The following is a 23,198-nucleotide window of genomic DNA, read 5'->3' as shown; positions in this document are numbered from 1 at the left end:
CGCTAGGGTGGTACTCAAGAGAAGGGGAGTGCTCCGTGGAAGACCAGAACGTGCAGCTTGATCCCGTGCCCGGGGGCGAAATCCCTGGTACCGGACGCACCATCATTTCCGAGGCGGCCGTCGCCAAAGTAGCGGGTATCGCTGCCCGTACAGTGCCCGGCGTCTACTCCTTGGGCTCGGCTCCGTCCCGTGCGCTGGGTGCCATTCGCGACGCCGTCGGCAGCTCGGACCATGCAGCAGGCGTCCGAGCCGAGGTGGGGGAGACCCAAGTGGCGGTGGACATAACGTTGGTTGCTCTCTACGGTCATCCCTTGCACGGCGTCGCCAACCAGGTCCGGGCTGCGGTCTACCGGGCTGTGGAGGAACTGGTGGGCCTTCAGGTGATTGAGGTCAATATCGAGATCACTGATGTCTTCATCGCGCCGCCGGCCAAACCCGCCGGAAGCAAGACAGTGGCAGTGGAAAGGGAGGCTCTCCAATGAGCATGACCGTGGTGGGAATCGCTATCGGCGCTTTCGTGGCTTTCATGTCCTTCTCGTTCGGGTTATGGGGCTTCCTGATCTCCCTGCTGTTCATGGGCATCGGCGCGCTGCTTGGCCGCGCGGCTGAGGGCAAGCTGGATCTCCGCAGTGTGCTGGACGCCATTACGGGCCGGCGCTCTTCGTCATGAGCGTGGCTGAGGCTGTGGAGTACACCACCAGCCTGGCCGGCCATAACCGGATCAGTACCCAGGCATTGACATCGTTGGCTCGGGCCGCCGCAGCGGAGGCGCTCGGCGTTGAGGCCCACGACATCCGAGCTGATTGGGCGGACGACGACGGCCTGCTGGCTTTGTCCATAGTGGCACCCATCAGCGTCCCGGCTTTGACCGAGGTGCTGCGTGATCCGCAACGTGTCCAAGGATTTGGTGGGTCGATCTGGGACCGTGCCGTGGCGGCCAAGGCATTTGTCCTTGAAACCGTGACCCGGCTTAGCGGTTCCGAACTCAGCAGGGTGGATATCAGGATCAGTGGAGCGCACGTCACCGAGGGAGGCCGCGTCCAGTGACCCAGGATCAGGAAACACAACAATTGAAATCAAGGGACCCGAACGCGGGAGCCACTCCGGTTGCCGGGGAGGACCCCGAGATGAGCCGTATACTGCGCCGTGAGACGCATTCGTCCCGCGCTGGAGCGTCCGTCATTGCGGCCGTCCTGGTCATCGTTCTGTGTGTCTATGCACTCCTCGAAGCGGGCGTCCGCGCCATCGGGCAGCCACCCTGGCTGATCGACCCCACCACTGCAGCTGGGCGCATCATTGCCCTCCCGGAAGGCATCTCACCCCTGCTGCTCGGTGCGAGTGGTGCCGTCATCGCCATGGTGGGGCTCTTCTTTCTCCTCCACGCTGTTCTGCCTGGCAGGCGAGCCCGCCACTTGCTCCGGGACCCGCGCACCGCCGTCGTGGTTGATGACGAAGTCCTGGCCTCCGCGCTGGCACGTCGTGCGCGAACTGCCGCGAACGTCACCCAGGAACAAGTCATGGTGGTTGTCTCGCGACAGTTGGTTGTGGTGAACGTGCGGCCAACCTCGGGTAGCAGGGTCAGCGAAGAAGCAGTGTTGACGGCCGTGCAGGCTGAACTTGAAGAAATGTCGCCTGTGCCGATGCCTGCTGTCAGGGTGAACCTGGCGTCGTCGGGGGTGATCGGAGCGTGAACGGAACACCGCGGACACTCAACCGTGTACTGCTCTTCATCATCGGTGCGAAACTGCTGGCTGTCGGGCTGCTTCTCCTGATGCTGGCCACCGTGCCGGCAGTGGGCACGTGGTGGCATGACTGGTCGGCTTCCGTGTGGGCGGGTGCCGAAAATGCCTTCCGGCAGACGCGCTTCCCGGGGCGCGAGGAAAGCTGGTTGTGGATTGTGGCAGGCCTGATCCTGGTGGCCATCATCATCGCGATGATCGCTTGGTTGTCGCAGCAAGGCAAAGGCCGGGCCAACCTTCTGGTGGCCAGCGACGACGACAGCGACGTGGACGGCGAAGTCAGGATCGGTGGGGGCGTCGCTGAACAGACACTACGGGCCGCTTTGTCTGAACGGACGGACCTCGCGGGTGCGTCCGTGGCGACCCTTGAGGTAAAAGGCAATCCGGGTCTGCGAATCCGCATCCAACCGCGGCAAGGAGTGGCGCCCCATATCCTCGCGGCTGAAGTGTCGCAGCTTGTTGAAGCGTTGGACCTTGTGATCGGACAGAAGACCCCTGTGCTGATCCACATGGTTTCCGGTGCCCGATCCAGGTTTACCAAGGCCGAAAGGGTCCGCTGATATAGGGGACCCGTACGTCCATTGTCTGACTGCAAAGGGGAAACCTTCCCCGGCGCACAATTTCCAGATCCAACCGTCACAGAGGAGAACACCATGAGTGAAGAGACCACGGGAGCCGAAGCGGTAAATGGCGCTGCAGGAAACGGCAAGGATGGAGCAGGCGATGCACTGGAAAATGCCAAGGAATTCGCTGGCGAGGCTGTTGAGAATGTGAAGGAATTCGCCGGTGAGGCTGCCGGGAATGTCAAGGAGTTAGCCGGAGACGCCGCAGAGAATGTCAAGGAATTCTTCTCCGGTGACGTCGGCGAGAATGCGAAGGAACTGGCGGGCGACGTCGCGGAGAAATCCAAGGAAATCGCCGAAGATGTGGCGGAAAACGTCAAGGGCCTGGGCTCGAAGATCGCAGGCTTGTTCAAAGGCGAGAAGTAGAATCGTGCCCGAGTCGACCGTCGCCGAACTTATGGCGGAACTCGCGGCACTGGAAGAACCCCGCGCCCGCGAGGTAAATGAGAAGCATGGCGATGACCATGGGGTAAACCTCAGCAAACTGCGTGCCGTCGCGAAGCGGCTGAAGATCCAGCAGGACCTTTCTCGGGAGCTTTGGGAGACGGGTGACAGTGCCGCCAGGTTGCTGGCCCTCCTGATCTGCCGCCCCGCAGCTTTTGAGCGGGCTGAATTGGACGGCATGCTGCGCGAAGCACGGACTCCCAAAGTGCAGGACTGGCTGGTGAACTACGTCGTCAAGAAAAGCCCGCACTCCGAAGATCTTCGGCTGGCTTGGTTCTCCGATCCCGATCCCGTGGTGGCGAGTGCGGGATGGGCGATGACGTCCGAACGAGTCGTCAGGAAGCCCGAAAGCCTGGAACTCGCCCAGCTGCTCGACGCCATAGAGGCCAACATGAAGGACGCCCCGGACCGCCTCCAATGGGCCATGAATCACTGTCTGGCGCAAATAGGTATTGAGTTCACGGAGCACAGGGCCAGAGCCCTGGACATCGGTGAGCGCTTGGAAGTGCTGAAGGACTACCCGACGCCGCCTAACTGCACCTCGCCGTTCGCGCCGGCCTGGATCAATGAGATGGTGCGGCGCAAGGCGGTCAAGTAGGGCTGATCAGCCCCTGTTCCGATGCATCATACGGTAGGTGAGCTCGGCGAGGAGTTCTTCGTCGGAGAGGTGTGAGGCCCTGGCTACGGGAGCGCTGGGAACGGTGACGCGGGGAGGCCCCGGGCGTGATTCGTCGCTTGAGCGCATGTCGTCAGGGGTGATCATGTCCGGAGCGAAGTTCGACTTGCCTTTAAGGACCTCCGATACGGATCCTGCCCTCCAGCCCAAAGCGTGCTCAAGCTTGCGCTGGTTGATCTCCTGCGTCCTGCGGGTCCCGGATTCCAGTGTTCGGACTGTCTTGATGGCAGTACCAGCCTGCTTGGCCAACTGCACTTGGCTCAGGCCTTGGGCCAAGCGTTCTTCTTTGATCAGGCGGCCGATAGTCTGCAGTGCTTCAAGTTCATCCACGATTCTCAGTTTTCCATAGGCAATAGTAGGCAATCAAATCAGGGCGGGGAATAGTGCGGGCCGGAGTTGCCCACAGTCACCTGTCGGACCCCCGGAAAGGCCCTCTGTCGCAGAGAAGCGAAGACTGCTTGGTATCAATGCGATTACGTTATGTGTAAGCGCTTGCATTAGAAGAACGATCATGGCTAGTGTGAGCGTCACCACATCAATTGCGCCGCCGAATCTTTGTACTCAGCGAGGAGTCTTTAGCATGAAGAAAACCAAGTACCTACTACCGGTCGCAGCCGCCGGTGTTCTGGCACTTACCCTTTCCGCGTGTAGCGGAGATGGTGGCGGTGGTGGATCCACCGCCGGGTCGGATGATTGCTCCGCCTACGAAAGCTATGGCAAGCATGACGGCAAGACCGTCTCCGTCTATTCGACGATCGTCGATATCGAGGCAACCAACCTCGAAGAAGCCTGGTCGCAGTTCGAGAACTGCACTGGCATCACTGTTAGGTATGAGGGCAGCAAGGAATTCGAAACCCAGATCGGTGTCCGTGCCCAGTCCGGCACCGCCCCTGATGTGGCGATCTTCCCGCAGCCCGGTCTTCTTGCCACCCAGGCGCGGGCCGGTTACCTGAAGCCCGCCCCGCAGACCGTTTCGGATCTCGTGGACAAGAACTGGTCCCCGGACTGGAAGAAGTACGGCACGGTGGACGGCACGTACTACGCCGCTCCGATGCTCGCCAACGTCAAGGGCTTTGTTTGGTACGCGCCCAAGACCTTCAGCGACAAGGGCTGGGAGGTTCCCAAGACGTGGGACGAAATGATCGAACTCTCCAAGAAGATCGCAGCAGATGACCCGAACATGAAGCCGTGGTGTGCTGGTTTCGAATCCGGTGAGGCTACCGGCTGGCCCGGCACGGACTGGATCGAGGACGTCGTCCTGCGTGCCCACGGACCCGAGGTTTACGACCAGTGGGTAGCTCACGAGATTCCGTTCAATGATCCTAAGATCGTCGATTCCTTTAACAAGGCCGGCGACATCCTCCTCAACCCGGACATGGTGAACGGTGGCTTCGGTGACGTTCGCACAATCCTCAGCACCGGTTTCGCACAGGCTGGCCAGCCGGTCTTGGATGGCACTTGCGCCATGCACCACCAGGCCAACTTCCAGGCAGCCAACTGGCCTGCAGGAACCAACGTTGCTGAGGATGGCGACGTATGGGCATTCATCACCCCGCCGATTGACGAAAGCAAGGGCAAGGCAGTCACCGGTGGCGGCGAAATGGTAGGCGCCTACAAGGACACCGCTGAAGTTCAGTCGTTCCTGGCTTACCTGGCCAGCGCTGACTTTGCCAACAACCGTGTGAAACTTGGAGGCGTCGTCAGCGCCAACAAGGGCCTGGATCCCAACAACGCACAGTCGGACCTCGACAAGCTGACCGTCCAGATCCTCCAGGACCCTGAGACTGTCTTCCGTTTCGACGGCTCTGACCTGATGCCGAGTGCAGTTGGTTCCAACTCCTTCTGGAAGGGCATTGTGCAGTGGATCAACGGCACGTCCTCACAGGATGTTGCCAACAGCATCGAATCCAGCTGGCCTAAGAGCTAACTCCCAAAGTGCTGCCTCCCCTGACTGGAACTCCCAGCCGGGGAGGCAGTGCTTTTCCCGGAACTTAGTGATTCACTCACGCCCCGGAGGTTGGGTATGGAATTTATTGGAGAAAAACTCCTACAAGTAGTGATAGCCCTGGCGATATTCGCAGCGGTTATCGGCCTCATCATGCTGCTGGTGGACAGGGCACCTAAATCGGTCAAGGACAAAGTAACCGTTGCGGGCTTCCTTGCCCCCGCGGCCATCCTGATGCTGGTGGGCCTGGTTTATCCGGCCGTCCGCACGTCAATGCTGGCCTTCACTGACGCCGGCGGCAACGTCAACGGCTTTGATAACTTCGCATGGATGTTCACGCAGCCCGAAGCTCTGACCACGCTGCGGAACACCGTGATTTGGACCGTTCTGGTTCCGCTGCTGTCCACGGGCTTTGGGCTTGCCTATGCGGTGTTTATCGACAAAGCCCGTGGAGAGCGGGTTCTGAAGTCACTGGTCTTCATGCCGATGGCCATCTCCTTTGTGGGCGCCGGGATCATTTGGAAGCTCGTGTATGACTACCGCGGCCCGAATATCGAGCAGACCGGTGTCATCAACTTCTTCCGGGACGCCTTGGGCATGGATCCCAAGCAGTTCCTTTTGGATGCCCCGGAAAACACGTTCTTCCTGATCATCGTCATGGTCTGGATCCAGACCGGCTTTGCCATGGTGATCCTTTCTGCAGCCATCAAGGGTGTACCGGTGGAACTCATCGAGGCAGCCCGCCTGGATGGAGCCAACGCCTGGCAGCAGTTCCGGAATGTCACGATTCCGGGTATCCGCGGCGCCTTGGTGGTGGTTCTGACAACCATCACAATCGCCACGCTGAAGGTGTTCGACATTGTCCGAACCATGACGGCAGGCAACTACGACACGTCCGTGGTCGCCAACGAAATGTATACGCAAGCCTTCCGCGCCGGTGAGCCGGGACGTGGTGCCGCTCTGGCCCTGGTCCTGTTCCTCATGGTGCTGCCGATCGTCGTGTACAACGCTCGAGTCCTTCGCAAGCAAAGGGAGATCCATTGACAGCCACGCCAGCCCCGCAAGAGGCCTCGAAAGCCACCCGGCAGCGTCCTGGATCCGACCCCACGGAGGACGCCCAGCCGATCATGCGTCGGGTCAAAACGAAGCTCACCTCCAAGTGGGCAACAGCGGCAGCGATCATCATCGCCGTCGTATGGTCCGTGCCGACGTTCGGCCTCTTTGTCACCTCGTTCCGTCCGGCAGCCAAGCAGGTGGGTCCCCGCTCCGACGGCTGGTGGAACGCCTTTATTGACTGGGACTTCACGTTCAAGAACTACGTGGACGTTCTGACTCCCGCAGGCTCACAGTCCGCCAACCTCTCGCAGTACTTCGTCAACTCCATCGCGATCGTCATCCCTGTCACCATCTTTGTGCTGGTGTTGGCGTCCATGGCCGCGTACGTTTTCGCGTGGGGTAAGTTCAAGGGCCGCGACGCACTCTTCATCTTCGTCTTTGCCCTGCAGATCATCCCGCTACAGATGGCGCTGATTCCGCTCCTGCAGTTCTTCACGCAGACCCTGCAGCTCCCGGCCGGCTCTTACGCACAGCTGTGGATTGCCCACACCATGTTCGGCCTTCCGCTGGGCATCTTCCTCCTCCACAACTTCATCTCGGAAATTCCCGGGGAAGTCATTGAGGCGGCAAGGGTGGATGGCGCTGGACACAGCACCATCTTCTGGCGGATCATTCTGCCGTTGTCGGTTCCTGCGCTCGCCTCGCTGGCCATTTTCCAGTTCCTCTGGGTCTGGAATGACTTGCTGGTGGCGCTGGTATTCTCCGGCGGAACGGCGGACGTTGCACCCATTACGCAGCGTTTGGCCGAGATCTCCGGTACTCGTGGTGCCAGGGACTACCTGAATCCGGCGGCAGCATTCGTCTCCATCATTGTGCCGCTCCTGGTGTTCTTCGGATTGCAGCGCTACTTCGTGCGCGGCCTGCTGTCCGGCGGCCTCAAGGGCTAGGAAGCGCGGCCTCGGTTGCGCAGCGCATTACGTGGCTGCGTAACCGAGGCCTGCAAAGCACAAGTCCACATTTAAGGTGAAGGCGGAGCAACGGCGGCCGGAGAGGGGAGCCTGTGTCAAAAACAACGGGTAGGTCCCAACGCGGCGGCCATGCGGGCGTCAGCATCGAGGACGTCGCTGCTGCTGCCGGAGTTTCCACGGCGACAGTTTCCAGGGCAGTCCGGGGACTGCCGCGAGTGTCGCCCGCGACCCGGGAAAAGATCCTCGAAGTAGCCAGTTCCCTAGGGTACGTGGCGTCGTCGTCGGCCTCGGGACTGGCAACGGGCCGAACACGCACCATCGGCGTGCTGGCCCCTTTCGTCAGCAGGTGGTTCTTCTCCAAGGCCATCGAAGGCGCCGACCGGGAACTGCATTCACGCAAGTACAACCTCTCCCTTTTCAATCTGGGCGGCCACGGCAGCAATCGTGAGCGGCTCTTCAGTTCCACCATGGTCTACAAACAAATCGACGCACTGCTGGTGCTGTGCATGTCGTTGACCGAGGAAGAGCTGGAACACCTCCACAAGATCGACATCCCATTGGTAGTGGTGGGTGGTCACGTTGAGGACTGCGCGTACATCGGCATCAATGATTACGACGCCGCCTCCACGGCCGTGCGGCATCTGCTGGAACTGGGCCACAAGGACATCGCCCTGCTCCATGGCGACGACGAAACGGACCTGAACTTCGACGTCCCCCGCGTGCGTATCCGGGCGTTCCAGGAAGTCATGACCGACGCCGGCCTGGAAGTCCGTCCGGAATGGGACCAATGGGGGGACTTCACGGTAGCCAGCGGGCAACAGGCATTCAACCGTCTTTGGAGTCAGCCCGGCCGCAAGCCAACGGCCATTTTCTGTTCATCGGACGAGATGGCGATGGGTGTCATTTTCGAAGCAGCCCGCCACGGTGTACGGGTGCCGGAGGACCTCTCGGTCATCGGGATCGATGACCACGATTTCTCGTCGTCGGTGGGTCTCACCACCGTCGGGCAGCGTCCCGACAACCAGGCCGAACTCGCCACCAAAATGCTCTTGGATGAACTGGACGGTAACCAGGGAGCAGTGCATTCAGAAGTAGCGCCTCACAAACTGATCGTGCGCGACACAACGGCCCCGCCAAGCTAGCGCCGAAGCCAAGCTAGTGCCGAAGCAGGCTAGGAAGCGCGCGCCAACTGCCGGATGGGAATCCACCGCGAGGCGAGGCGTCGATAGGCAGCGGCCGCACCGGTCATGTCGCCTTCAGCCAGGCACTCAATCCCCAAACGAACGTCCATGGGGGACTCGTCCGGATACACCTTGTCGGCTACGGCGCCATAGTCCAGCTCCACCATGGACTGGACGTGAAAAAGTTCCAGCCATTCCGTGAGCTGTGTCAGGTCATCCAACATATCCAAATCCGGAGCAGCCAGCGCCAGATGGGCCACGGCGAACCGTGCCCGGTCCAGGGCCTCAGTCAGGGGCGTCCATACCCGGACCGTCAGGATGCGCCCCTCGGATTCCACCACGTCCTTGCGGTCGGACTCGTTGAAAAGCGAGAACCAACTGAAGGGAATGCCCCATGTTGAGGCACGGGTATGCACACGTTTAGCGGCTTCCCCGGCGTTGATGCGATCGATCCTTGCCTGGTGCTTGTCCCGCTGCGAGACCGGAATGAGAAGATCCGCCAGCGGGCTGTGCACACCGTCCATGAGCGCGTTGGCCGCCAAACCAGCCCGAATAACCAGTTGGCTGGGGCAGTAAAGCAGCCGTCCGGCGTCGTGATCTTCTTTCCCGGACACCGCGGCATGACGGCCGGTGGGCACGCGCGTCATGCGGACCAAGTCCGTGCGGCCCGTGGGGAAAGGATCGCCGCCGGAGCGCGTGATGCGTCCCAGCGAGGCTTGGAGCTCCGCATTCTCGACGGCGGCCCGGGAACCGTTCTTGCTGCCCTCAGCAACGAGTTGGCGCTGCTGTTCAGGCGGGAACGCCTCAAGGGGCTCGTAAATGCGCAGCGACGAAGAGAACGGCAGACCGGCCTGGCCCCGATACAGGTTTCCAGTCATGTCAGCCGCCCCTTTCGTTAGTGACCTTGTACTTGGTCTGCGAGGTACTTAGTCTGCGAGCTCCACGATGACGGGAGCGTGGTCCGAAGCGCCCTTGCCCTTGCGCTCTTCGCGGTCGATGGAGGCTCCGGTGACACGCGATGCCAGTGCCGGGGAGGCGAGGCAGAAGTCGATGCGCATGCCTTCCTTCTTGGGGAAGCGCAGCTGCGTGTAGTCCCAGTACGTGTACACACCGGGGCCCGGAGTGTAGGGACGGACGACGTCGGTGAACCCTGCGGTTTCGAAGGCGTGGAAGGCTGCGCGCTCGGGTTCGCTGACGTGGGTGTAGTTGTTGTTGCGGAAGAGCTCGATGTCCCACACGTCGTCGTCGAACGGGGCGATGTTCCAGTCCCCCATGAGCGCGATCTGGGCGGTCGGATCGGACTTCACCCATTCGGCTGCGTGGCCCTGCAGGACGTCAAGCCACTTGATCTTGTACGGCATGTGTTCGTCGTCCAGTGAGCGGCCGTTGGGAACGTAGAGGCTCCAGATTCGGACGCCGCCGCAGGTGGCTGCGATGGCACGGGCTTCCTGCGCGGGATCCTTGCCTGCCTTGCCGAACGCAGGCTGGTCCAGGAAGGTTCGCTGCACGTCCTCCAAGCCCACCCGGGAAGCGATGGCAACACCGTTCCACTGGTTCACGCCAAAGTGCGCAACCTCGTAACCCATGCGCTCGAAGAGCTCCCAAGGGAAGTTCTCGTCCTTGCACTTGGTCTCCTGGATGGCCAGGACATCACAGTCGCTGCGCTCAAGCCAGGCTTCTACGCGGTCGGCACGGGCGCGGAGGGAGTTCACATTCCAGGTTGCTATCTTCACAGCCACTAACTTACCGAACTTGGCGCTGAGTGCATCCCCTGCTGCCCTTTTTGCCGTTCACAACCAGCACACACTATCGCGCGAACAGCGGGGGTGAACTGGCCAGCCTGCGGAGGCCGATGCCTGATGCGATGAGGAGCAACCCTGTCAGGATCGCGAACCCTGCCAACATCCACACCAGGCTCAGGAAACCGAGCCCCGGGTTGAAAAGGACAACAATCCCGAACCCCGTTGTGACGAGTCCCGTCAAGAACCAGATACCCCAGTTCCGGATGAAGCTCCTGGCAGCCAGCGACAGAATGATTTGGGAAAGACCCAGGACCAAGGCCCACAAGCCGATGAGGACACCGATCGCTGCTGCCGTAATTCCAGGCAAGGCAATCGCCACAATGCCGGCTGCGAGGGAGATCAGGCCGCCCACTATGGTCCAACGGGAACGGCCGGCGGGGTCATAGAAATAATGGGCCACGCTGGTAATGCCGTCAATCATCGCGAATACCCCGAACATGACAACTACCACCAAGGCAGTAGCGCTCGGTAAAACAATGATCAGTAGGCCAAAAACTATGAAAAGGGCTCCCCGGACCAGCAAAGCAGTTCCCGGGTTTTTGAACATTTTGCGATCCGCTACGTCCGACATACGGTCAGCGTAACCAACGGCGTGCCTTTACCGCATCCCTTCGCGCCGGATAGCTGTGGCAATTGCTGCGGCCCGCGTCTCCACGCCCAGTTTGGCGTAGATGTGGGCGAGGTGGGTTTTGACTGTTGCTTCGGAAATGAACAGGCGTTTGCCCAGATCGCGGTTGCTGAGGCCCTGGGTAAGGAGGCTGAGCAACTCGGCTTCGCGGGGAGTGAGTATCTCGTCCGGATTCCGCAGTTGCTGGAACAGGCGTGAGGCCACCGGTGCACTCATCACGCTCTTCCCCTGCACAGCGCCCCGCACGGCTGCGAAGATCTCCTCCGGCGCGGCATCCTTAAGTAAGTAGCCCATGGCTCCGGCGTCCACTGCGCGGACGATGTCGGCGTCGGAATCGTAGGTGGTGAACACGATGACGGCCTGCTTCGGATTCCACTGGCGGAGCTGTTTGATGGCTTCGATGCCATCCATTCCGGCGCCCATCGCAAGGTCCATGAGGACTACCGCGGGCGTGTGCTCGTGCGCAGCGTCCAGTGCTTCCTCGCCTGAGGCCGCTTCCCCGACGACGGCGATATCACCTTGGGTGCCCAACAGCGCTTTGAGCCCGCTCCGGACTACGGTGTGGTCGTCCACAAGGAGCACGGAAATGGTATTCATAGTGCCTCCTTCAGGCCATTTGCCGGATCAGCAATGTTGGTCAAGGGGAACTGCGCCGCAATGATGGTTCCCTCGCCCGGCGAGCTTTCCACAGACAATTCTCCGCCCAATTGTTCTACACGCTGCCTCATGGCCCGCAGGCCGTATCCTCCGTTTGCCGACGGCGGAGGTACCGCTGCGGGATCAAAGCCGCGGCCGTCGTCGAACACGTCCAAGGTGACCGCGTCCGGAAGGTACCCCAGGGTCACACTGGCGTGGTCTGCACGGGCATGGAGCTTGATGTTGGCCACGGCGCTCTGGGTGACGCGGAGCAGGGCATGCCGCACCTCGGGCGGAAGGGGTCGCGGCTCACCCGTGACCTGGATGCTCACGGTCTCAAAGTACTGCCTTGCTGCATGTTCCAAGGCCTCCGGCAGCGGCCCGGTCTCGAGGCCCGGAGCCGAGAGTTCGTGCACCAGACTGCGGGTGTCGGCGAGATTCCGCCTGAGCAAATCCGTTGCTTTGTGTACTTCTTCCCGGGCAGTTTCGGCTGGCCAAGACCGCTGGGCGGCTTCAAGGAGAAGCAGGCTGCTGGCCAGGCCTTGGGTGACGGTGTCGTGGATTTCCTGTGACACGCGTTCGCGTTCAGCGGCGATTCCAGCTTCACGCTGCTTGGCGGCTAGTTGCTCCTGGGCTAGGGTGACGTCGTCGAAAAGCCTGCGTTGCAGTGCCGCGTCGCGCTCGATCTTGTCGTAGATCAGGGTGAGCAGGGCGCCCGCAGCGAGCGGGCCGAGCAGCATGGCGACGTCCGTCCAACCGCTCATCCGGAAGAGCCCGACGGCGGTGGCCGCCGCCGTCGCGCCTCCTGCCACATAGCCGGCCCAGCCTTGGAAGGCCGTGCGGGTGAGGAAGAAGATGGCGAAGGAACACCATGCGAAGCTCGGGGCGATCACCACCAACGCGGCCCAGGCTGCAAGCAACGCGACCGTCCACGGAATCCACAGCTGTTGCATGCCTTGGCCTTGTTGCCGGTGGACCAACACGGCGGTGACCGCGTACAACGCACACACTGCAAGGGCCAGGGCAACGGTCCACAGATTGTCCGCGGGGGAGTGGCGCATGACGTACCTGACCGCAGAGGCCACTATCAGGACGGCAAAGCCCAAGTGCACAACTACATCAATGCGCCCGTCGATTCGGTTGCTGGGCGCGGGCCGTGGGGAGGCAGTTGGCATCCTCCCATGCTAGATCCCGGCGCTGTCCTTGGTCTCTCCACCTTTTGGCTGATACCGGTGGCGGAAAGGCTGAGGCCGGGAGGGGCGCCCGGCCGATGTGGCTGTGGGCCCGTCCGCGGAAGCATGGAGCTGTACCCGATGATTACAACGAGGAGACCCCGTGAAGAAGTCCAAGAAGATGATTGCCGCCGCTGCTGCCGGAGCATTGTTGCTCACCGGCGGCGTCACTGCCGTGGCCAACGCCGTGTCACCCGCTGCAGCGCCTGCTGCCGCGCCTGCTGCCGCACCGGTGAAGGTTGCCGCAGACGTTCTGCCTGCGCCGGAGAACGTCGTGGCCCAGAACCGCATCTCTGTGGGGGCGTCCAGCAAGGCCGTCAATGCCGCGCTCGCAAAGTGCCAGGCCGACAAGCTGCCGTTCGTGACCGTGGCACTGGTTGACCGCTTCGGCACCGTGCAGGCGCTCCTTCGCGGTGACAACGCCGCCGAGCACACCATCGAAGCCGCCAAGCAGAAGGCCTACACGGCAGCAGCTTTCGGTGCACCCACCAGCGAACTCGCCAAGCGCGTCAACGGCAACGGCCCGTCCATCGCCGACCTTCCCGGCACCTTGTTCCTGCCCGGTGGCGTTCCGCTGAAGGTCAACGGCGTTTCAGTGGCGGGCATCGGAGTTGGCGGCGCACCCGACGGCGCCCTCGACGAGGCCTGCGCCACCGCCGGTGCTGATGCGTTGGCTGCGGCCGCGAAGTAGCCTCGGCAGTATGAATTCCCTAAAGGGGCGGGGCGTGGCCGCAGGTTCGGTGATCGGTGCGGGCTTGCTGATCGCCGCGCTCGTGGCCGGCTGCGCGCCGTCGTCGCCTGCTGACCAGGCGCCCAGCTCGACCGCGACATCGAGCCCAAGTCCTGACCCGTCGTCGTCGGCTGTATTGCCCACTACACTTTCACCGGAGGCCCAAATCGAAACCGACCGGCTCCTGATCCTCGCCGCGAAGGCCAACGATGTTGCCCGGGTCCGTGAACTGATCGCGGAGGGTGGGAACGTCAACGCGAAGGATGACATCCAGGACTCCGCGTTCCTCTACGCCGGCGCTGAAGGCTTCAACGAGGTCCTGCAGCTGACTCTGGCTGCTGGAGCGGATGTTCGCAGCACCAATCGGTACGGCGGCACCGCGCTGATCCCTGCGAGCGAGCATGGGCACACCGAAACGGTCAGGATTCTGATCGCAGCAGGTGTACCCGTGGACCACGTCAACAATTTGGGGTGGACTGCAATGCAGGAAGCGATCCTGCTCAACAATGGCGGGCCCAAGCAGCAGGACGTGGTCCGGCAACTCCTGGCTGCCGGCGCCAACCCGGACATCCGCGACCCCCAAGGCCGAACCGCCCTGCAAAACGCAGAGCGGCTCGGGTTCACGGAGATCGCAGCGCTGGTCCGGAACCGCTGATCCCAACTAGGTAGCAGATCAGGTCGTTCCCAGCGCTGGGAACGACCTGATCTGCGACTTACTTGGGTTAGAGGGATTCGAGGATGCTCACATAGTTGGCGATGCCCACTCCGCCCATGTTCTGGACCGCGCCCCGGCGTGCATTGGACAACTGCATGTCGCCGGCCGTGCCGCTGAGCTGCATCGCGGCGATGACATGCTGCGACACACCAGTGGCCCCCACCGGGTGGCCTTTCGCCTTCAGCCCGCCGGAGACGTTGACGGGCAGCTTGCCGTCCATATAGACCCAGCCTTCCTGGACGGCTCGCGCGCCCTCGCCGCGAGGAGTGAGGCCCATGGCTTCATACATGATGAGTTCGGCGATGGTGAAGCAGTCGTGCACCTCCGCGAAGTCCAAGTCCTGGAGGCCAACTCCAGCCATACCCAGCGCACGCTCCCACGAAGCCCTGGTGGCTGCAAACTCGGTGGGATCGCGCTTCTCCGCCGGGAAGAAGTCGTTGGCGTGGCCAAATCCGGCGAGGCGCACAGGCGCGGTTGCGCCTCCGGTAGCCGACGTGGAAAGCACGACGGCGGCGGCACCGTCTGAGACCGGCGAACAGTCCGTGCGGCGCAAGGGTTCGGCCACTATGGGGTTCTTCTCTGAGACGGTCCGGCAGAATTCCTCGCTGAAGTCGCGGTGCATCTGGGCGTACGGGTTGTCCATGCCGTTGTGGTGGTTCTTGGCGGCGATGGAACCGAGGACGTCGCCAAGGCCGCCTTCGAATCCCAAGGCGTCGATGTTTGCCCCATAGCGCTTCCCATAGTGCTTGGCGACCTCAGCAAACAATCCGGTGAATCCCGTAGAAGAGGCTTTTCCTGCCATCTCGTACGAAGCGCCAAGCAAGGCCGCCCTCACAACCTCGGCGCCGGCGTCGGTCATCTTCTCCGCCCCGATCACCAGGACGTGGCGGGCAGTTCCGGCGAGGACGGCTTTGACACCTTGCTGGAAAGCCGCGGATCCGGAAGCGCAAGCATTCTCGGTGCGCGTCGCGGGAATGTTGGCAAGGTCCGCGGACAACTGAAGCGCCAGCGACGACGTGAATCCCAGAGGCTGCATCCCGGAGTTGAACTGGCCGAGATAGATCTCATCGATGTCCTTGGGATCCAGCCCCGAGTTCTTAATCGCTTCGCCGGCAACCTGGACAATCAGCGACTCCAACGTGTCATCAGTCAGTTTGCCGAACTTGCTGTGCCCCCACCCTGTGAGCAGGATGTCCTTGCCGAATTGGTCCTTCAGGCTCATGCGTTTACTCCTTCAAGTGTGTGATCAACAGAGGCGAGAGCCACCGTGAAATCTGCCTCGGTCTTGCTGCGGATCTCTTCCACCGTGACGCCAGGGGCCAGGCGGGTCAGCAGCAGCCGGGTGCCGCCGTCGTGTGTTTCCGCCGTGGACGGTGTTTCCTCGACGTCGAAAACGGCGAGGTCCGTGATGATCCGGTCAACGCACTTGAGTCCAGTGAGCGGGAGCGTGCATTCAGTGACGATCTTGGGCGAACCGTCCTTAGCGTTGTGCTCAGTGAGTACAACCACACGCGGGGTCCCGGCCACCAGGTCCATGGCCCCGCCCATGCCTTTGACCATCTTTCCGGGAATGGTCCAGTTGGCCAGGTCCCCCGAACCGGACACCTGCATGGCGCCCAGGATGGCCACCTTGACGTGGCCGCCGCGGATCATGCCGAACGACGTGGCGGAGTCGAAGATGCTGCCGCCGGGGGTGATGGTGACGGTCTGCTTGCCGGCGTTGATGAGGTCGGCGTCCTCGTCGCCCTCATACGGGAAAGGGCCCATGCCCAGCAGGCCGTTCTCACTTTGGAGGACAACCCGCACGCCGTCGGGCAGGTTGTTGGCCACCAACGTGGGAATGCCGATGCCGAGGTTGACGTAATCGCCGTCGTTCAGTTCTTCGGCCGCGATGGCGGCCATTTGGTCTCGTGTCCATGCCATGGTGATGTTTTCCTTGTTCTCTTAGACCGTGACCGCTTCGCGGGGCGGGCGGACCGTCCGCTGTTCGATGTCCTTGACCCGATCCGTGGCCTGAACCAGCCGCTGGATGTATACGCCCGGGGTGACGATGTGATTCGGGTCCAGCTGACCGGGTTGAACAATGACCTCAGCCTCGGCGATGGTCACTGCACCCGCGGTGGCAACCACCGGGTTGAAGTTGCGGGCCGTGTAGCGATAAATCAGGTTCCCGTCCGTATCCGCAGTGTGGGCGTGGACCAGGGCGACGTCGGCGGTGATGGCTCGCTCCCGGACGTACGTCACGCCGTCGAACTCTTCCAACGGCTTGCCTTCGGCAACCAGGGTTCCCACTCCGGTTCGCGTGTAGAACGCTGGAATGCCGGCGCCGCCAGCACGGAGACGCTCGGCGAGGGTGCCCTGCGGCGTGAACTCGACCTCCAGCTGGCCGGCGAGGTATTGCTCGGCGAAGAGCTTGTTCTCACCTACGTAGGAAGCGATGACCTTCCGGACTTGGCCCGCTTCGATGAGGACGCCGAGCCCCTTGCCGTCCACGCCCATGTTGTTGGACACGATGGTGAGATCCTTGGCGCCGGACTCGCGGACGGCGTCGATGAGGTCAGCGGGGATGCCGCTGAGTCCAAAACCGCCGACGGCGATAGTCAGGCCGTCTGCCATCAGGTCATGTAACGCTTGGGCTGCGCTCGCTTGGATCTTGGTCATGCTCGACTCCTCTTTGAGTTGTTTCTCACCGCAGTCCACTTTGTGGAACGCATCGACTCTAAAATAGGAGCCTAGGGTCCACCCATTAGGCGGTCAATGAGCTAGATGTCCAATTACTCAGGGTATGGACACTACGATGAAGGGTGTCCATATTATGGATGAAATCTCTTGTGGAGGGTGCTGTGGTGGTTCAGGGAGCGCAAGTGGTGGGCCGGGTGGCCCTGCTGCTTCGGCTTGTGGGACGTAAGCCCGAAGGCATGTCCCTGGCGGGCTTGGTGCGGGAGTCCGGCTTGACCCGGCCGACCGTTCACCGGCTTCTGACCTCCTTGGCCGCGGAGGGTTTACTGGAACACGATCCGGCCTCCGGGAAGTGGGTGTTGGGGCCGGAGATCTTCCTGCTGGGATCAGTGGCCGCTGCACGTTTTCCCATGGAGGACATTGCGCGGCCTTCGCTGCGCAGGTTGGCTGCAGAGACAGGAGAGAGCGCCTTCTTCTCCATTCGTCGTGGCAACGAAACCGTGTGCGTGCTGCGGGAAGAGGGCTCGTTCCCGGTGCGGTCCTTCGTGCTGCACGAAGGCGTGCGCTTTCCGCTGGGGGTCGCTTCGGCCGGCACTGCCATCATGGCTTTCCTGCCTCCCGACGAACAGGAACCGTTGTTGGGCGACTGGGCCGCGCACGCCGGCGACTTCGCCGTGGGGCATCCTGTTGACGTGGTGCGGGACAACCTGGAACGGACGCGGCTGGCTGGATACTCCGTCAATCCCGGTTTGATCCTGGAAGGCAGCTGGGGCATGGGAGCGGCTGTGTTTGATCAGCAGGGACGGCCAGCGTGGGCTCTTTCCTTGACGGGAATTGAGCCGCGATTCCGTGCAGACCGCCAGGAGTTCCTCGGGAAACTGTTGCTCGAGGAAGCGCACAGGATGACGGCGCGCCTGCAGGGATCCTGACCCAACTAGGTAGCAGATCAGGTCGTTCTCAGCGCTGAGAACGACCTGATCTGCGACCTAGTTGGGGGAGGTGAGGTCCAGACGCATCAGCACCCTCGGGAAACCGTTGAGGACCGACGTCGTCTCGGCCACTTTCTTGAAGCCCGCCTGCTCGAATAGCCTCCGGGTGCCCACGTAGGCCATGGTCAGGTCCACCTTGCCGCCTTTGTTGTCCACCGGGTAACCCTCAATGGCGGGCGCGCCGTGGCTCTTTGCGAAGTCAATCGCCCCGCGGAGCAGCTCGTGGGAAATTCCCTTGCCACGATGCCCGGGTCTCACCCGTATACACCAGACCGACCACACCCTCGTCTCATCCACGTGGGGGATCTTGCGGTTCTTGGCAAAAGTGGTGTCCGCGCGAGGGTGGACTGCTGCCCACCCAACTACTTCGTCGCCGTCGTATGCCAGAACGCCTGGGGGTGGGTCCTCGGCCACCAGCTTCCTCACCAACTTCCCGCGCTCCTGTTTCTGGAGCTCCTGGTTCAGTTTCGACGGAATCCTGTAACTCAGGCACCAGCACACGTTGGCATCGGGGCTCTTGGGTCCCACCATGGTTTTCACGTCATCGAACACCGTCGCGGGTCGAACCTCGATAGCCATGCGGATCATCCTGTCACCAGGATCAACCCCTCCACCAGACCTGGGGAGGCTGGCTTAAAAAAACTTTTTCAATCCGCACCCATCCACGTCGTCCCAACCTCCGAATAGCTGGTGAGACACAAACCGCTGGTGAAGCAAAAGCGACACCTGCAGCCCGTGTCCCACCACCAAATGGACCCAACGCCCTGGTTCCAAAAACAAGGAGAATGACATGTTGTCCACAAAGCGCCCCGCCCTCGCCTTCGTTGGCCTCACTGCAGCCGCCCTTCTCGGTCTCACTGCCTGTGGTGGTTCCAGCACATCCAGCACACCGGCTGCTTCGTCTGCCGCCCCGGAAACCTCTATGGCGGCGCCGTCGCCGTCGGCCTCCGCCATGACCAGCGCCGCCATGGATCCGGCCGCTAACCTTGTGGGCCCCGGCTGCGCCGGTTACGCCGCGCAGGTTCCGGACGGTGCCGGTTCGGTAATGGGCATGGCCCAGGACCCGGTAGCCGTAGCAGCATCGAACAACCCGCTGCTCAAGACCCTGACCGCCGCAGTTTCGGGTCAGCTCAACCCCAAGGTGGACTTGGTTTCTACCCTGAATGGCAGCGAATTCACGGTGTTCGCACCGGTTGACGATGCCTTCGCCAAGATCGACCCCGCAACGATCGAGACGCTCAAGACGGACGATGCCCTGCTGAGCAAGATTCTCACCTATCACGTAGTCCCCGGTCAGCTGACCCCGGACCAGATCGTGGGCACCCACACGACTGTCCAGGGTGGCGAAGTGACGGTTGCCGGCACCAAGGATGCCCTCACGGTTGACGGAGCTTCCAACGTGATCTGCGGTGGCGTTCAGACCGCCAACGCCACGGTTTACCTGATCGATTCGGTGCTGATGCCCAAATAGGCTTTAGCCTCCAGCAGTACTAACAAAAAGCAGGCGCCGGAAGAAGAATCCGGCGCCTGCTTTGTTGTGTTCGAATCAGCGTGTTGCTGCTAGCGGCCGAAATCAGTGTCGACGTAGGAGCCGGCCCTGTTGTGTTCCGATCCGCAGGGGCAGCGGTCAACCTCAATCCGAACTGTCACGGGGTTGGAAGCGTCGAGAGTGAGGGTGACGTCCTCATTCGCTTGGCTGTTGTGACGGGCTTGAGTGTTGAGACGGAGCGTGCCATTGGCAGAGGTGTTGGGCATGGTGGACCTTACTGAGGTGTGAATGGGGGTCAGCCAAAAGGCTGGGTTACTTGTGGTCGGAATCCAGTTGGGGCTTGCCGACCAGGGGAATGGTTCCCGTGGGTGTTCCCCCGGGGCAATCGGACTCTGTGCACTTTTCGGCGCAGTCGTGTTTGGTGACGAGGTCGAATTGAACGCCGCCATGTTGCTCAACGCCTGTTCGGATGGCTCGTTCCACCACCGAAGTAGCCAAGCGCTTGTGCAACTGGAGCGGGTCCCGGCGAAGGTCCTTGACCAGTGCGAAGCAGAGCAGCAGCATGACGATCACGAAAGGCAGGGCTGCCACGATGGTTACTCTTTGCAGGCCCGACAAGGCTTCCGATGGTTTATCGCCGCCGGCGAGCAGCATGACCGCTGCCACTGCGCCGGTGAGGCTTCCCCAGAAGATCACCACTCCTCGACGCGGGTGCTCAGCGCCATTGGAGCTGAGGGATCCCATCACGATAGAGGCTGCATCGGCGCCGGTGACGAAGAAGATCGCCACCAGGACCATGGCCAGGACGATGACCGCTGCTGTCAGCCAGCCGGGCATGCCCAGGTTCTTCACGAGGTCGAAGAGGGCGCCATCGAAGTTGATGGAGGGTGCGCCATCCACCATGGCCACAAGCCCGGGCGTGCCGGCCTTGTCTGCCTCCTGCTGGACGTGGAAAGCGGCGCCGCCGAAGATTCCGAACCAGATGACGCTGACAACGCTGGGCACCAGCAGAACGCCGGTGACGAACTGGCGGATGGTGCGTCCACGGCTGATGCGGGCGATGAACATGCCGACGAAGGGCGTCCAGGAGATCCACCAAGCCCAGTAGAAGATGGTCCAGCTGGTCATCCAGCTGCGCAGGGACTCATCCCCAACAGCTTCGGTCCGTGACGACATTTCGGCAAGGTCCCGGGCGTAGTCGCCTACAGCGGACGGGATCAGGTTAAGGATGAACAGGGTGGGTCCGGCTACAAACACAATCAAGGCGAGAACAACAGCCAGGACCATATTGATGTTGGAAAGCCACTGGATGCCTCGGCTGATGCCTGATACAGCGGATGCCACGAAGCAGAAGGTCAGGATAGCCACAATGACCACGAGCACCGGAGTGCCGATCTCACCCAACCAACCGTTGGACGTCATCCCGCTTCCGATCTGAAGGGCGCCGAGGCCCAGCGAGGCGGCGGTTCCAAACAGTGTGGCGAAGATGGCCAGGATGTTAATGAACTTCCCGAGCGGACCCTCCACCATGCGGATGCCAAAAAGTGAGGTGAAGGCGGCGGAAACCAGTTGCTTGCGGCCCAGGCGGTAGGTGCCGTATGCCATGGCGATGCCGACCACTGCATACATGGCCCACGGGTGCAGGGTCCAGTGGAAGATCGATGTGGCCATGGCAGTTTGGATGGCATCTGGAGTGCGGCCGTCCACTGTTCCCGGCGGCGGCGAGATGTAGTGGTACAGCGGTTCGGCCACGCCGTAGAACATGAGCCCGATGCCCATGCCGGCGGCGAACATCATGGCCACCCAGGAAATGGTCCGGAACTCGGGCTTCTCGCCGTCCTTGCCCAGCGGGATGTTGCCGAACTTACCGAGGGCAAGCCACAGGACGAAGATGACGAACAATGAGGCGAGAACCATGAACAGCCAGCCCGTGTATTCCATGACCCAGTTCAGGGCGCCTTTGGAAGTGTCGGAGAGGCTGTCCCTTCCCGTAAAGCCCCAGACCACGAAGGCGACGGCGATGGCGCCCGTGATCCCGAAGGTGACTTTGTCGAGAGTAAGTTTGCGGTTGCGGCGGGCCGAAACTGCTTGTTCGGTCCTGGCGTGACGCAGCTCTTCCATGATCTGTTCGTATTCTTCAGAATCGGGAAGGCTCTCTGCGCCTCCGTCCTCAGCGTCGAGGGCGGCCACGTTGATGTCGTCGGGGGAGACCGTGATTATTTCCTCAAGGTTCTCCGAGGGAACAGGCCTGTTTGCCGTCGTGGAGTTGGATGTTGAAGTACCCGCCAGGCGGTCGTCGGCGGGTAACTCCTCTGGTGTTAAAGGTTTTGTGTCGCTGTTTATAGCCATGAGCGGGTCCTTTGCTCGGCGAGTCATGGGTTTTGCGTTTATACATGGCCCTGAAAGATGAGGCCGAAGGGAAGGCTGGGGGGGCTTCCCTGCTGACCATGATTTGCTGTCCCGGATCTGCACTTCATGAGCGTAGATGGGCAGTTTCATGGGCACCTCTTGGGTCGGACGGGTTGGTTGAACGCTGGGCTCATGGAGCGCTGAAGGGCGTTCCGCATGAATCAACAACATTCGCGCTAAGCAACAGAGTGCGCCCCGTCACACTCAAAGTCAAGGACTTTTACATGCTTGCCGACACTTTGACGCAGCGAATGGGCGAGCAGAAGTGCGTTGCGTATGATGGCCCGTGTTGCGCATGGGGCATCACGGAGCCATGAAGGGCAGGGCTTAGCGGTGCCTGTAACCCATCCGGGCGCTGATGGTCAGCCCGGCCTCGCGGAGGCCGTCGATGAGGCCCGGCTGGTCCTCGGGTGAGAAGCGGAACGCCGGGCCCGAGATACTTACCGCGGCGATAACACTTCCCGAGTGGTTGAAGATGGGCACGGCAACGGCGGTAAGGCCGATTTCGAACTCTTCATGAACCGTGGCGTAGCCGTTGCGGGCCACGTCCAGCAGCTGCTTTTCCAGCTCACCGCGGTTGGTAACAGTGCGTGGAGTTCGCGCGGGTAGACCCACAGCCTTAAGGACCTGGGTTCTCTCGTCGGCGGTCAAGGCGGCAAGAAGGACCTTGCCGCTGGATGTGGCATGCAGCGGCGTCAGGCTGCCCACCCAGTCGTAGGTGGCCAGCGTTGAGGGTCCCATGGCCTGGTCCACGTTGACGGCATAGTTGGACCGCAGCACAGCCAGGTTGACGGTTTCCTTGTATTCGGCCGCCAGCGACTCCAGGACTTGGCGCGCCTCATGGACCACGCTCAGTCTGCCAGGGATGGAAGAAGCCAGGCGGAGGATTCCAAAGCCCAACTGGTACTTGCCACGTTCGCTGTTCTGCCGGACCAGTTCGCGGTTGACCAAGGAGCCGACCAGCCGGGACACGGTGGATTTGTGGACGCCCATTTCCTCGGCGATGTCGCTCACGCCAACGTCGCCCTCCCGGGCCAGGATTTCCAGGATTTGGAGTGCGCGGTCTACTGACTGGACGCCTCCGCCTTGGGCGTCTGCGTCCTTGTCGAAGTCCGGGTTGCTGCGTGCGGCCATGGTGCCTCGTGTCATTGTCCAAGCAGGCCGCCCTGAGCTGGTAGCCCTGTTCGGCCTGCACCCTCGTCTTCCTCATCCTAGACGGAGTTTTGCACGGACCTTTTCGCATCATGGGCGCTCGAA

General features: G+C 61.8%; 28 protein-coding genes. 15 read left to right on the top strand and 13 right to left on the bottom strand.

Annotation, left to right across the window (positions count from 1 at the left end):
• Positions 1-35 precede the first annotated feature (35 nt).
• The 7 genes from RIF72_RS16450 (at position 36) to RIF72_RS16420 (ending at position 3,404) form a co-directional block, all read left to right on the top strand.
• Positions 36-482 (top strand): Asp23/Gls24 family envelope stress response protein, encoded by a 447-nt coding sequence (locus RIF72_RS16450; protein ID WP_309075910.1) that lies wholly within the window; start codon positions 36-38, stop codon positions 480-482.
• The gene (locus RIF72_RS16445; RefSeq protein ID WP_018779541.1) at positions 479-670 is read left to right on the top strand and encodes a DUF2273 domain-containing protein; all 192 of its coding nucleotides are present in this window, start codon (positions 479-481) and stop codon (positions 668-670) included. The genes RIF72_RS16450 and RIF72_RS16445 overlap by 4 nt, the downstream gene beginning before the upstream one ends.
• Complete coding sequence (locus tag RIF72_RS16440) at positions 667-1,047, top strand: hypothetical protein (RefSeq protein WP_309075909.1); 381 nt, start codon at positions 667-669, stop codon at positions 1,045-1,047. Before RIF72_RS16445 ends, RIF72_RS16440 begins: the two co-directional genes overlap by 4 nt.
• Positions 1,044-1,691 (top strand): DUF6286 domain-containing protein, encoded by a 648-nt coding sequence (locus RIF72_RS16435; RefSeq protein WP_309075908.1) that lies wholly within the window; start codon positions 1,044-1,046, stop codon positions 1,689-1,691. The genes RIF72_RS16440 and RIF72_RS16435 overlap by 4 nt, the downstream gene beginning before the upstream one ends.
• Entirely contained in the window at positions 1,688-2,299 is a 612-nt protein-coding gene (locus RIF72_RS16430; RefSeq protein ID WP_309075907.1) for a hypothetical protein, read from the top strand. Before RIF72_RS16435 ends, RIF72_RS16430 begins: the two co-directional genes overlap by 4 nt.
• Positions 2,300-2,392: 93 nt before the next feature.
• Positions 2,393-2,728: a hypothetical protein gene (locus RIF72_RS16425; RefSeq protein ID WP_309075906.1), complete on the top strand. Its 336-nt coding sequence runs from the start codon at positions 2,393-2,395 to the stop codon at positions 2,726-2,728.
• 31 nt (positions 2,729-2,759) lie between these two features.
• Entirely contained in the window at positions 2,760-3,404 is a 645-nt protein-coding gene (locus RIF72_RS16420; protein ID WP_309075927.1) for a DNA alkylation repair protein, read from the top strand.
• 6 nt (positions 3,405-3,410) lie between these two features.
• On the opposite strand, the gene RIF72_RS16415 is transcribed toward RIF72_RS16420, so the two are convergent.
• Positions 3,411-3,812, bottom strand: coding sequence for a helix-turn-helix transcriptional regulator (locus RIF72_RS16415; protein ID WP_309075905.1), 402 nt, complete (start codon positions 3,810-3,812; stop codon positions 3,411-3,413).
• 250 nt (positions 3,813-4,062) lie between these two features.
• Here RIF72_RS16415 and RIF72_RS16410 point away from each other — a divergent pair, with 250 nt between their 5' ends.
• The 4 genes from RIF72_RS16410 to RIF72_RS16395 all read left to right on the top strand — a co-directional run bounded on the left by RIF72_RS16410 (position 4,063) and on the right by RIF72_RS16395 (position 8,593).
• A complete protein-coding gene (locus RIF72_RS16410) occupies positions 4,063-5,409 on the top strand; it encodes an ABC transporter substrate-binding protein (protein ID WP_309075904.1) in 1,347 nt (448 codons plus the stop codon).
• A gap of 96 nt (positions 5,410-5,505) precedes the next feature.
• Entirely contained in the window at positions 5,506-6,471 is a 966-nt protein-coding gene (locus RIF72_RS16405) for a sugar ABC transporter permease (protein WP_309075903.1), read from the top strand.
• Positions 6,468-7,430, top strand: a complete 963-nt coding sequence (locus tag RIF72_RS16400; RefSeq protein WP_309075902.1) for a carbohydrate ABC transporter permease — start codon at positions 6,468-6,470, stop codon at positions 7,428-7,430. Before RIF72_RS16405 ends, RIF72_RS16400 begins: the two co-directional genes overlap by 4 nt.
• 113 nt (positions 7,431-7,543) lie before the next feature.
• Positions 7,544-8,593 (top strand): LacI family DNA-binding transcriptional regulator, encoded by a 1,050-nt coding sequence (locus RIF72_RS16395; RefSeq protein WP_309075901.1) that lies wholly within the window; start codon positions 7,544-7,546, stop codon positions 8,591-8,593.
• Between the two features lie 29 nt (positions 8,594-8,622).
• On the opposite strand, the gene RIF72_RS16390 is transcribed toward RIF72_RS16395, so the two are convergent.
• The 5 genes from RIF72_RS16390 to RIF72_RS16370 form a co-directional block, all read right to left on the bottom strand.
• On the bottom strand, positions 8,623-9,510 hold the full coding sequence (locus RIF72_RS16390; RefSeq protein ID WP_309075900.1) for a hypothetical protein: 888 nt from the start codon (positions 9,508-9,510) through the stop codon (positions 8,623-8,625).
• A 48-nt stretch (positions 9,511-9,558) separates the two neighbouring features.
• Positions 9,559-10,365 (bottom strand): exodeoxyribonuclease III, encoded by an 807-nt coding sequence (locus RIF72_RS16385; RefSeq protein WP_309075899.1) that lies wholly within the window; start codon positions 10,363-10,365, stop codon positions 9,559-9,561.
• Between the two features lie 73 nt (positions 10,366-10,438).
• Positions 10,439-11,005, bottom strand: coding sequence for a DUF308 domain-containing protein (locus RIF72_RS16380; RefSeq protein ID WP_309075898.1), 567 nt, complete (start codon positions 11,003-11,005; stop codon positions 10,439-10,441).
• Between the two features lie 27 nt (positions 11,006-11,032).
• On the bottom strand, positions 11,033-11,659 hold the full coding sequence (locus tag RIF72_RS16375; protein WP_309075897.1) for a response regulator transcription factor: 627 nt from the start codon (positions 11,657-11,659) through the stop codon (positions 11,033-11,035).
• Positions 11,656-12,873, bottom strand: coding sequence for a sensor histidine kinase (locus RIF72_RS16370; RefSeq protein WP_309075896.1), 1,218 nt, complete (start codon positions 12,871-12,873; stop codon positions 11,656-11,658). The genes RIF72_RS16375 and RIF72_RS16370 overlap by 4 nt, the downstream gene beginning before the upstream one ends.
• Positions 12,874-13,033: 160 nt before the next feature.
• On the opposite strand from RIF72_RS16370, the gene RIF72_RS16365 reads away from it, so the two are divergent.
• Both RIF72_RS16365 and RIF72_RS16360 read left to right on the top strand, forming a co-directional pair.
• Positions 13,034-13,621: a heme-binding protein gene (locus RIF72_RS16365; RefSeq protein ID WP_309075895.1), complete on the top strand. Its 588-nt coding sequence runs from the start codon at positions 13,034-13,036 to the stop codon at positions 13,619-13,621.
• A 10-nt stretch (positions 13,622-13,631) separates the two neighbouring features.
• Positions 13,632-14,315 (top strand): ankyrin repeat domain-containing protein, encoded by a 684-nt coding sequence (locus tag RIF72_RS16360; RefSeq protein ID WP_309075894.1) that lies wholly within the window; start codon positions 13,632-13,634, stop codon positions 14,313-14,315.
• Positions 14,316-14,382: 67 nt separating this feature from the next.
• Here RIF72_RS16360 and RIF72_RS16355 read toward each other — a convergent pair whose 3' ends face one another.
• From RIF72_RS16355 to RIF72_RS16345, 3 genes are read right to left on the bottom strand one after another with little or no spacing between them, the layout of a single operon-like run.
• Positions 14,383-15,597 carry an acetyl-CoA acetyltransferase gene (locus tag RIF72_RS16355; RefSeq protein WP_309075893.1) on the bottom strand — a complete coding sequence of 405 codons (1,215 nt, stop codon included), beginning with the start codon at positions 15,595-15,597 and terminating at the stop codon, positions 14,383-14,385.
• Positions 15,594-16,298 carry a CoA transferase subunit B gene (locus tag RIF72_RS16350; RefSeq protein ID WP_309075892.1) on the bottom strand — a complete coding sequence of 235 codons (705 nt, stop codon included), beginning with the start codon at positions 16,296-16,298 and terminating at the stop codon, positions 15,594-15,596. Before RIF72_RS16350 ends, RIF72_RS16355 begins: the two co-directional genes overlap by 4 nt.
• A gap of 21 nt (positions 16,299-16,319) precedes the next feature.
• Positions 16,320-17,036, bottom strand: coding sequence for a CoA transferase subunit A (locus RIF72_RS16345; RefSeq protein WP_309075891.1), 717 nt, complete (start codon positions 17,034-17,036; stop codon positions 16,320-16,322).
• Between the two features lie 158 nt (positions 17,037-17,194).
• Between RIF72_RS16345 and RIF72_RS16340 the strand changes: the two genes are divergently transcribed.
• On the top strand, positions 17,195-17,983 hold the full coding sequence (locus RIF72_RS16340) for an IclR family transcriptional regulator (protein ID WP_309075890.1): 789 nt from the start codon (positions 17,195-17,197) through the stop codon (positions 17,981-17,983).
• A gap of 57 nt (positions 17,984-18,040) precedes the next feature.
• On the opposite strand, the gene RIF72_RS16335 is transcribed toward RIF72_RS16340, so the two are convergent.
• On the bottom strand, positions 18,041-18,622 hold the full coding sequence (locus tag RIF72_RS16335; protein WP_309075889.1) for a GNAT family N-acetyltransferase: 582 nt from the start codon (positions 18,620-18,622) through the stop codon (positions 18,041-18,043).
• A 211-nt stretch (positions 18,623-18,833) separates the two neighbouring features.
• Here RIF72_RS16335 and RIF72_RS16330 point away from each other — a divergent pair, with 211 nt between their 5' ends.
• On the top strand, positions 18,834-19,514 hold the full coding sequence (locus RIF72_RS16330; RefSeq protein ID WP_309075888.1) for a fasciclin domain-containing protein: 681 nt from the start codon (positions 18,834-18,836) through the stop codon (positions 19,512-19,514).
• Positions 19,515-19,603: 89 nt separating this feature from the next.
• Here RIF72_RS16330 and RIF72_RS16325 read toward each other — a convergent pair whose 3' ends face one another.
• The 3 genes from RIF72_RS16325 to RIF72_RS16315 form a co-directional block, all read right to left on the bottom strand.
• Positions 19,604-19,798: a hypothetical protein gene (locus RIF72_RS16325; RefSeq protein WP_309075887.1), complete on the bottom strand. Its 195-nt coding sequence runs from the start codon at positions 19,796-19,798 to the stop codon at positions 19,604-19,606.
• 46 nt (positions 19,799-19,844) lie between these two features.
• The gene (locus RIF72_RS16320) at positions 19,845-21,881 is read right to left on the bottom strand and encodes a BCCT family transporter (RefSeq protein ID WP_309075886.1); all 2,037 of its coding nucleotides are present in this window, start codon (positions 21,879-21,881) and stop codon (positions 19,845-19,847) included.
• A gap of 387 nt (positions 21,882-22,268) precedes the next feature.
• Positions 22,269-23,075 (bottom strand): IclR family transcriptional regulator, encoded by an 807-nt coding sequence (locus tag RIF72_RS16315; RefSeq protein WP_309075926.1) that lies wholly within the window; start codon positions 23,073-23,075, stop codon positions 22,269-22,271.
• Positions 23,076-23,198: the final 123 nt, after the last annotated feature.

Source organism: Paenarthrobacter sp. (assembly GCF_031180005.1).
GTDB lineage: Bacteria > Actinomycetota > Actinomycetes > Actinomycetales > Micrococcaceae > Arthrobacter.
This window is presented reverse-complemented; position numbering and strand designations above follow the sequence as displayed.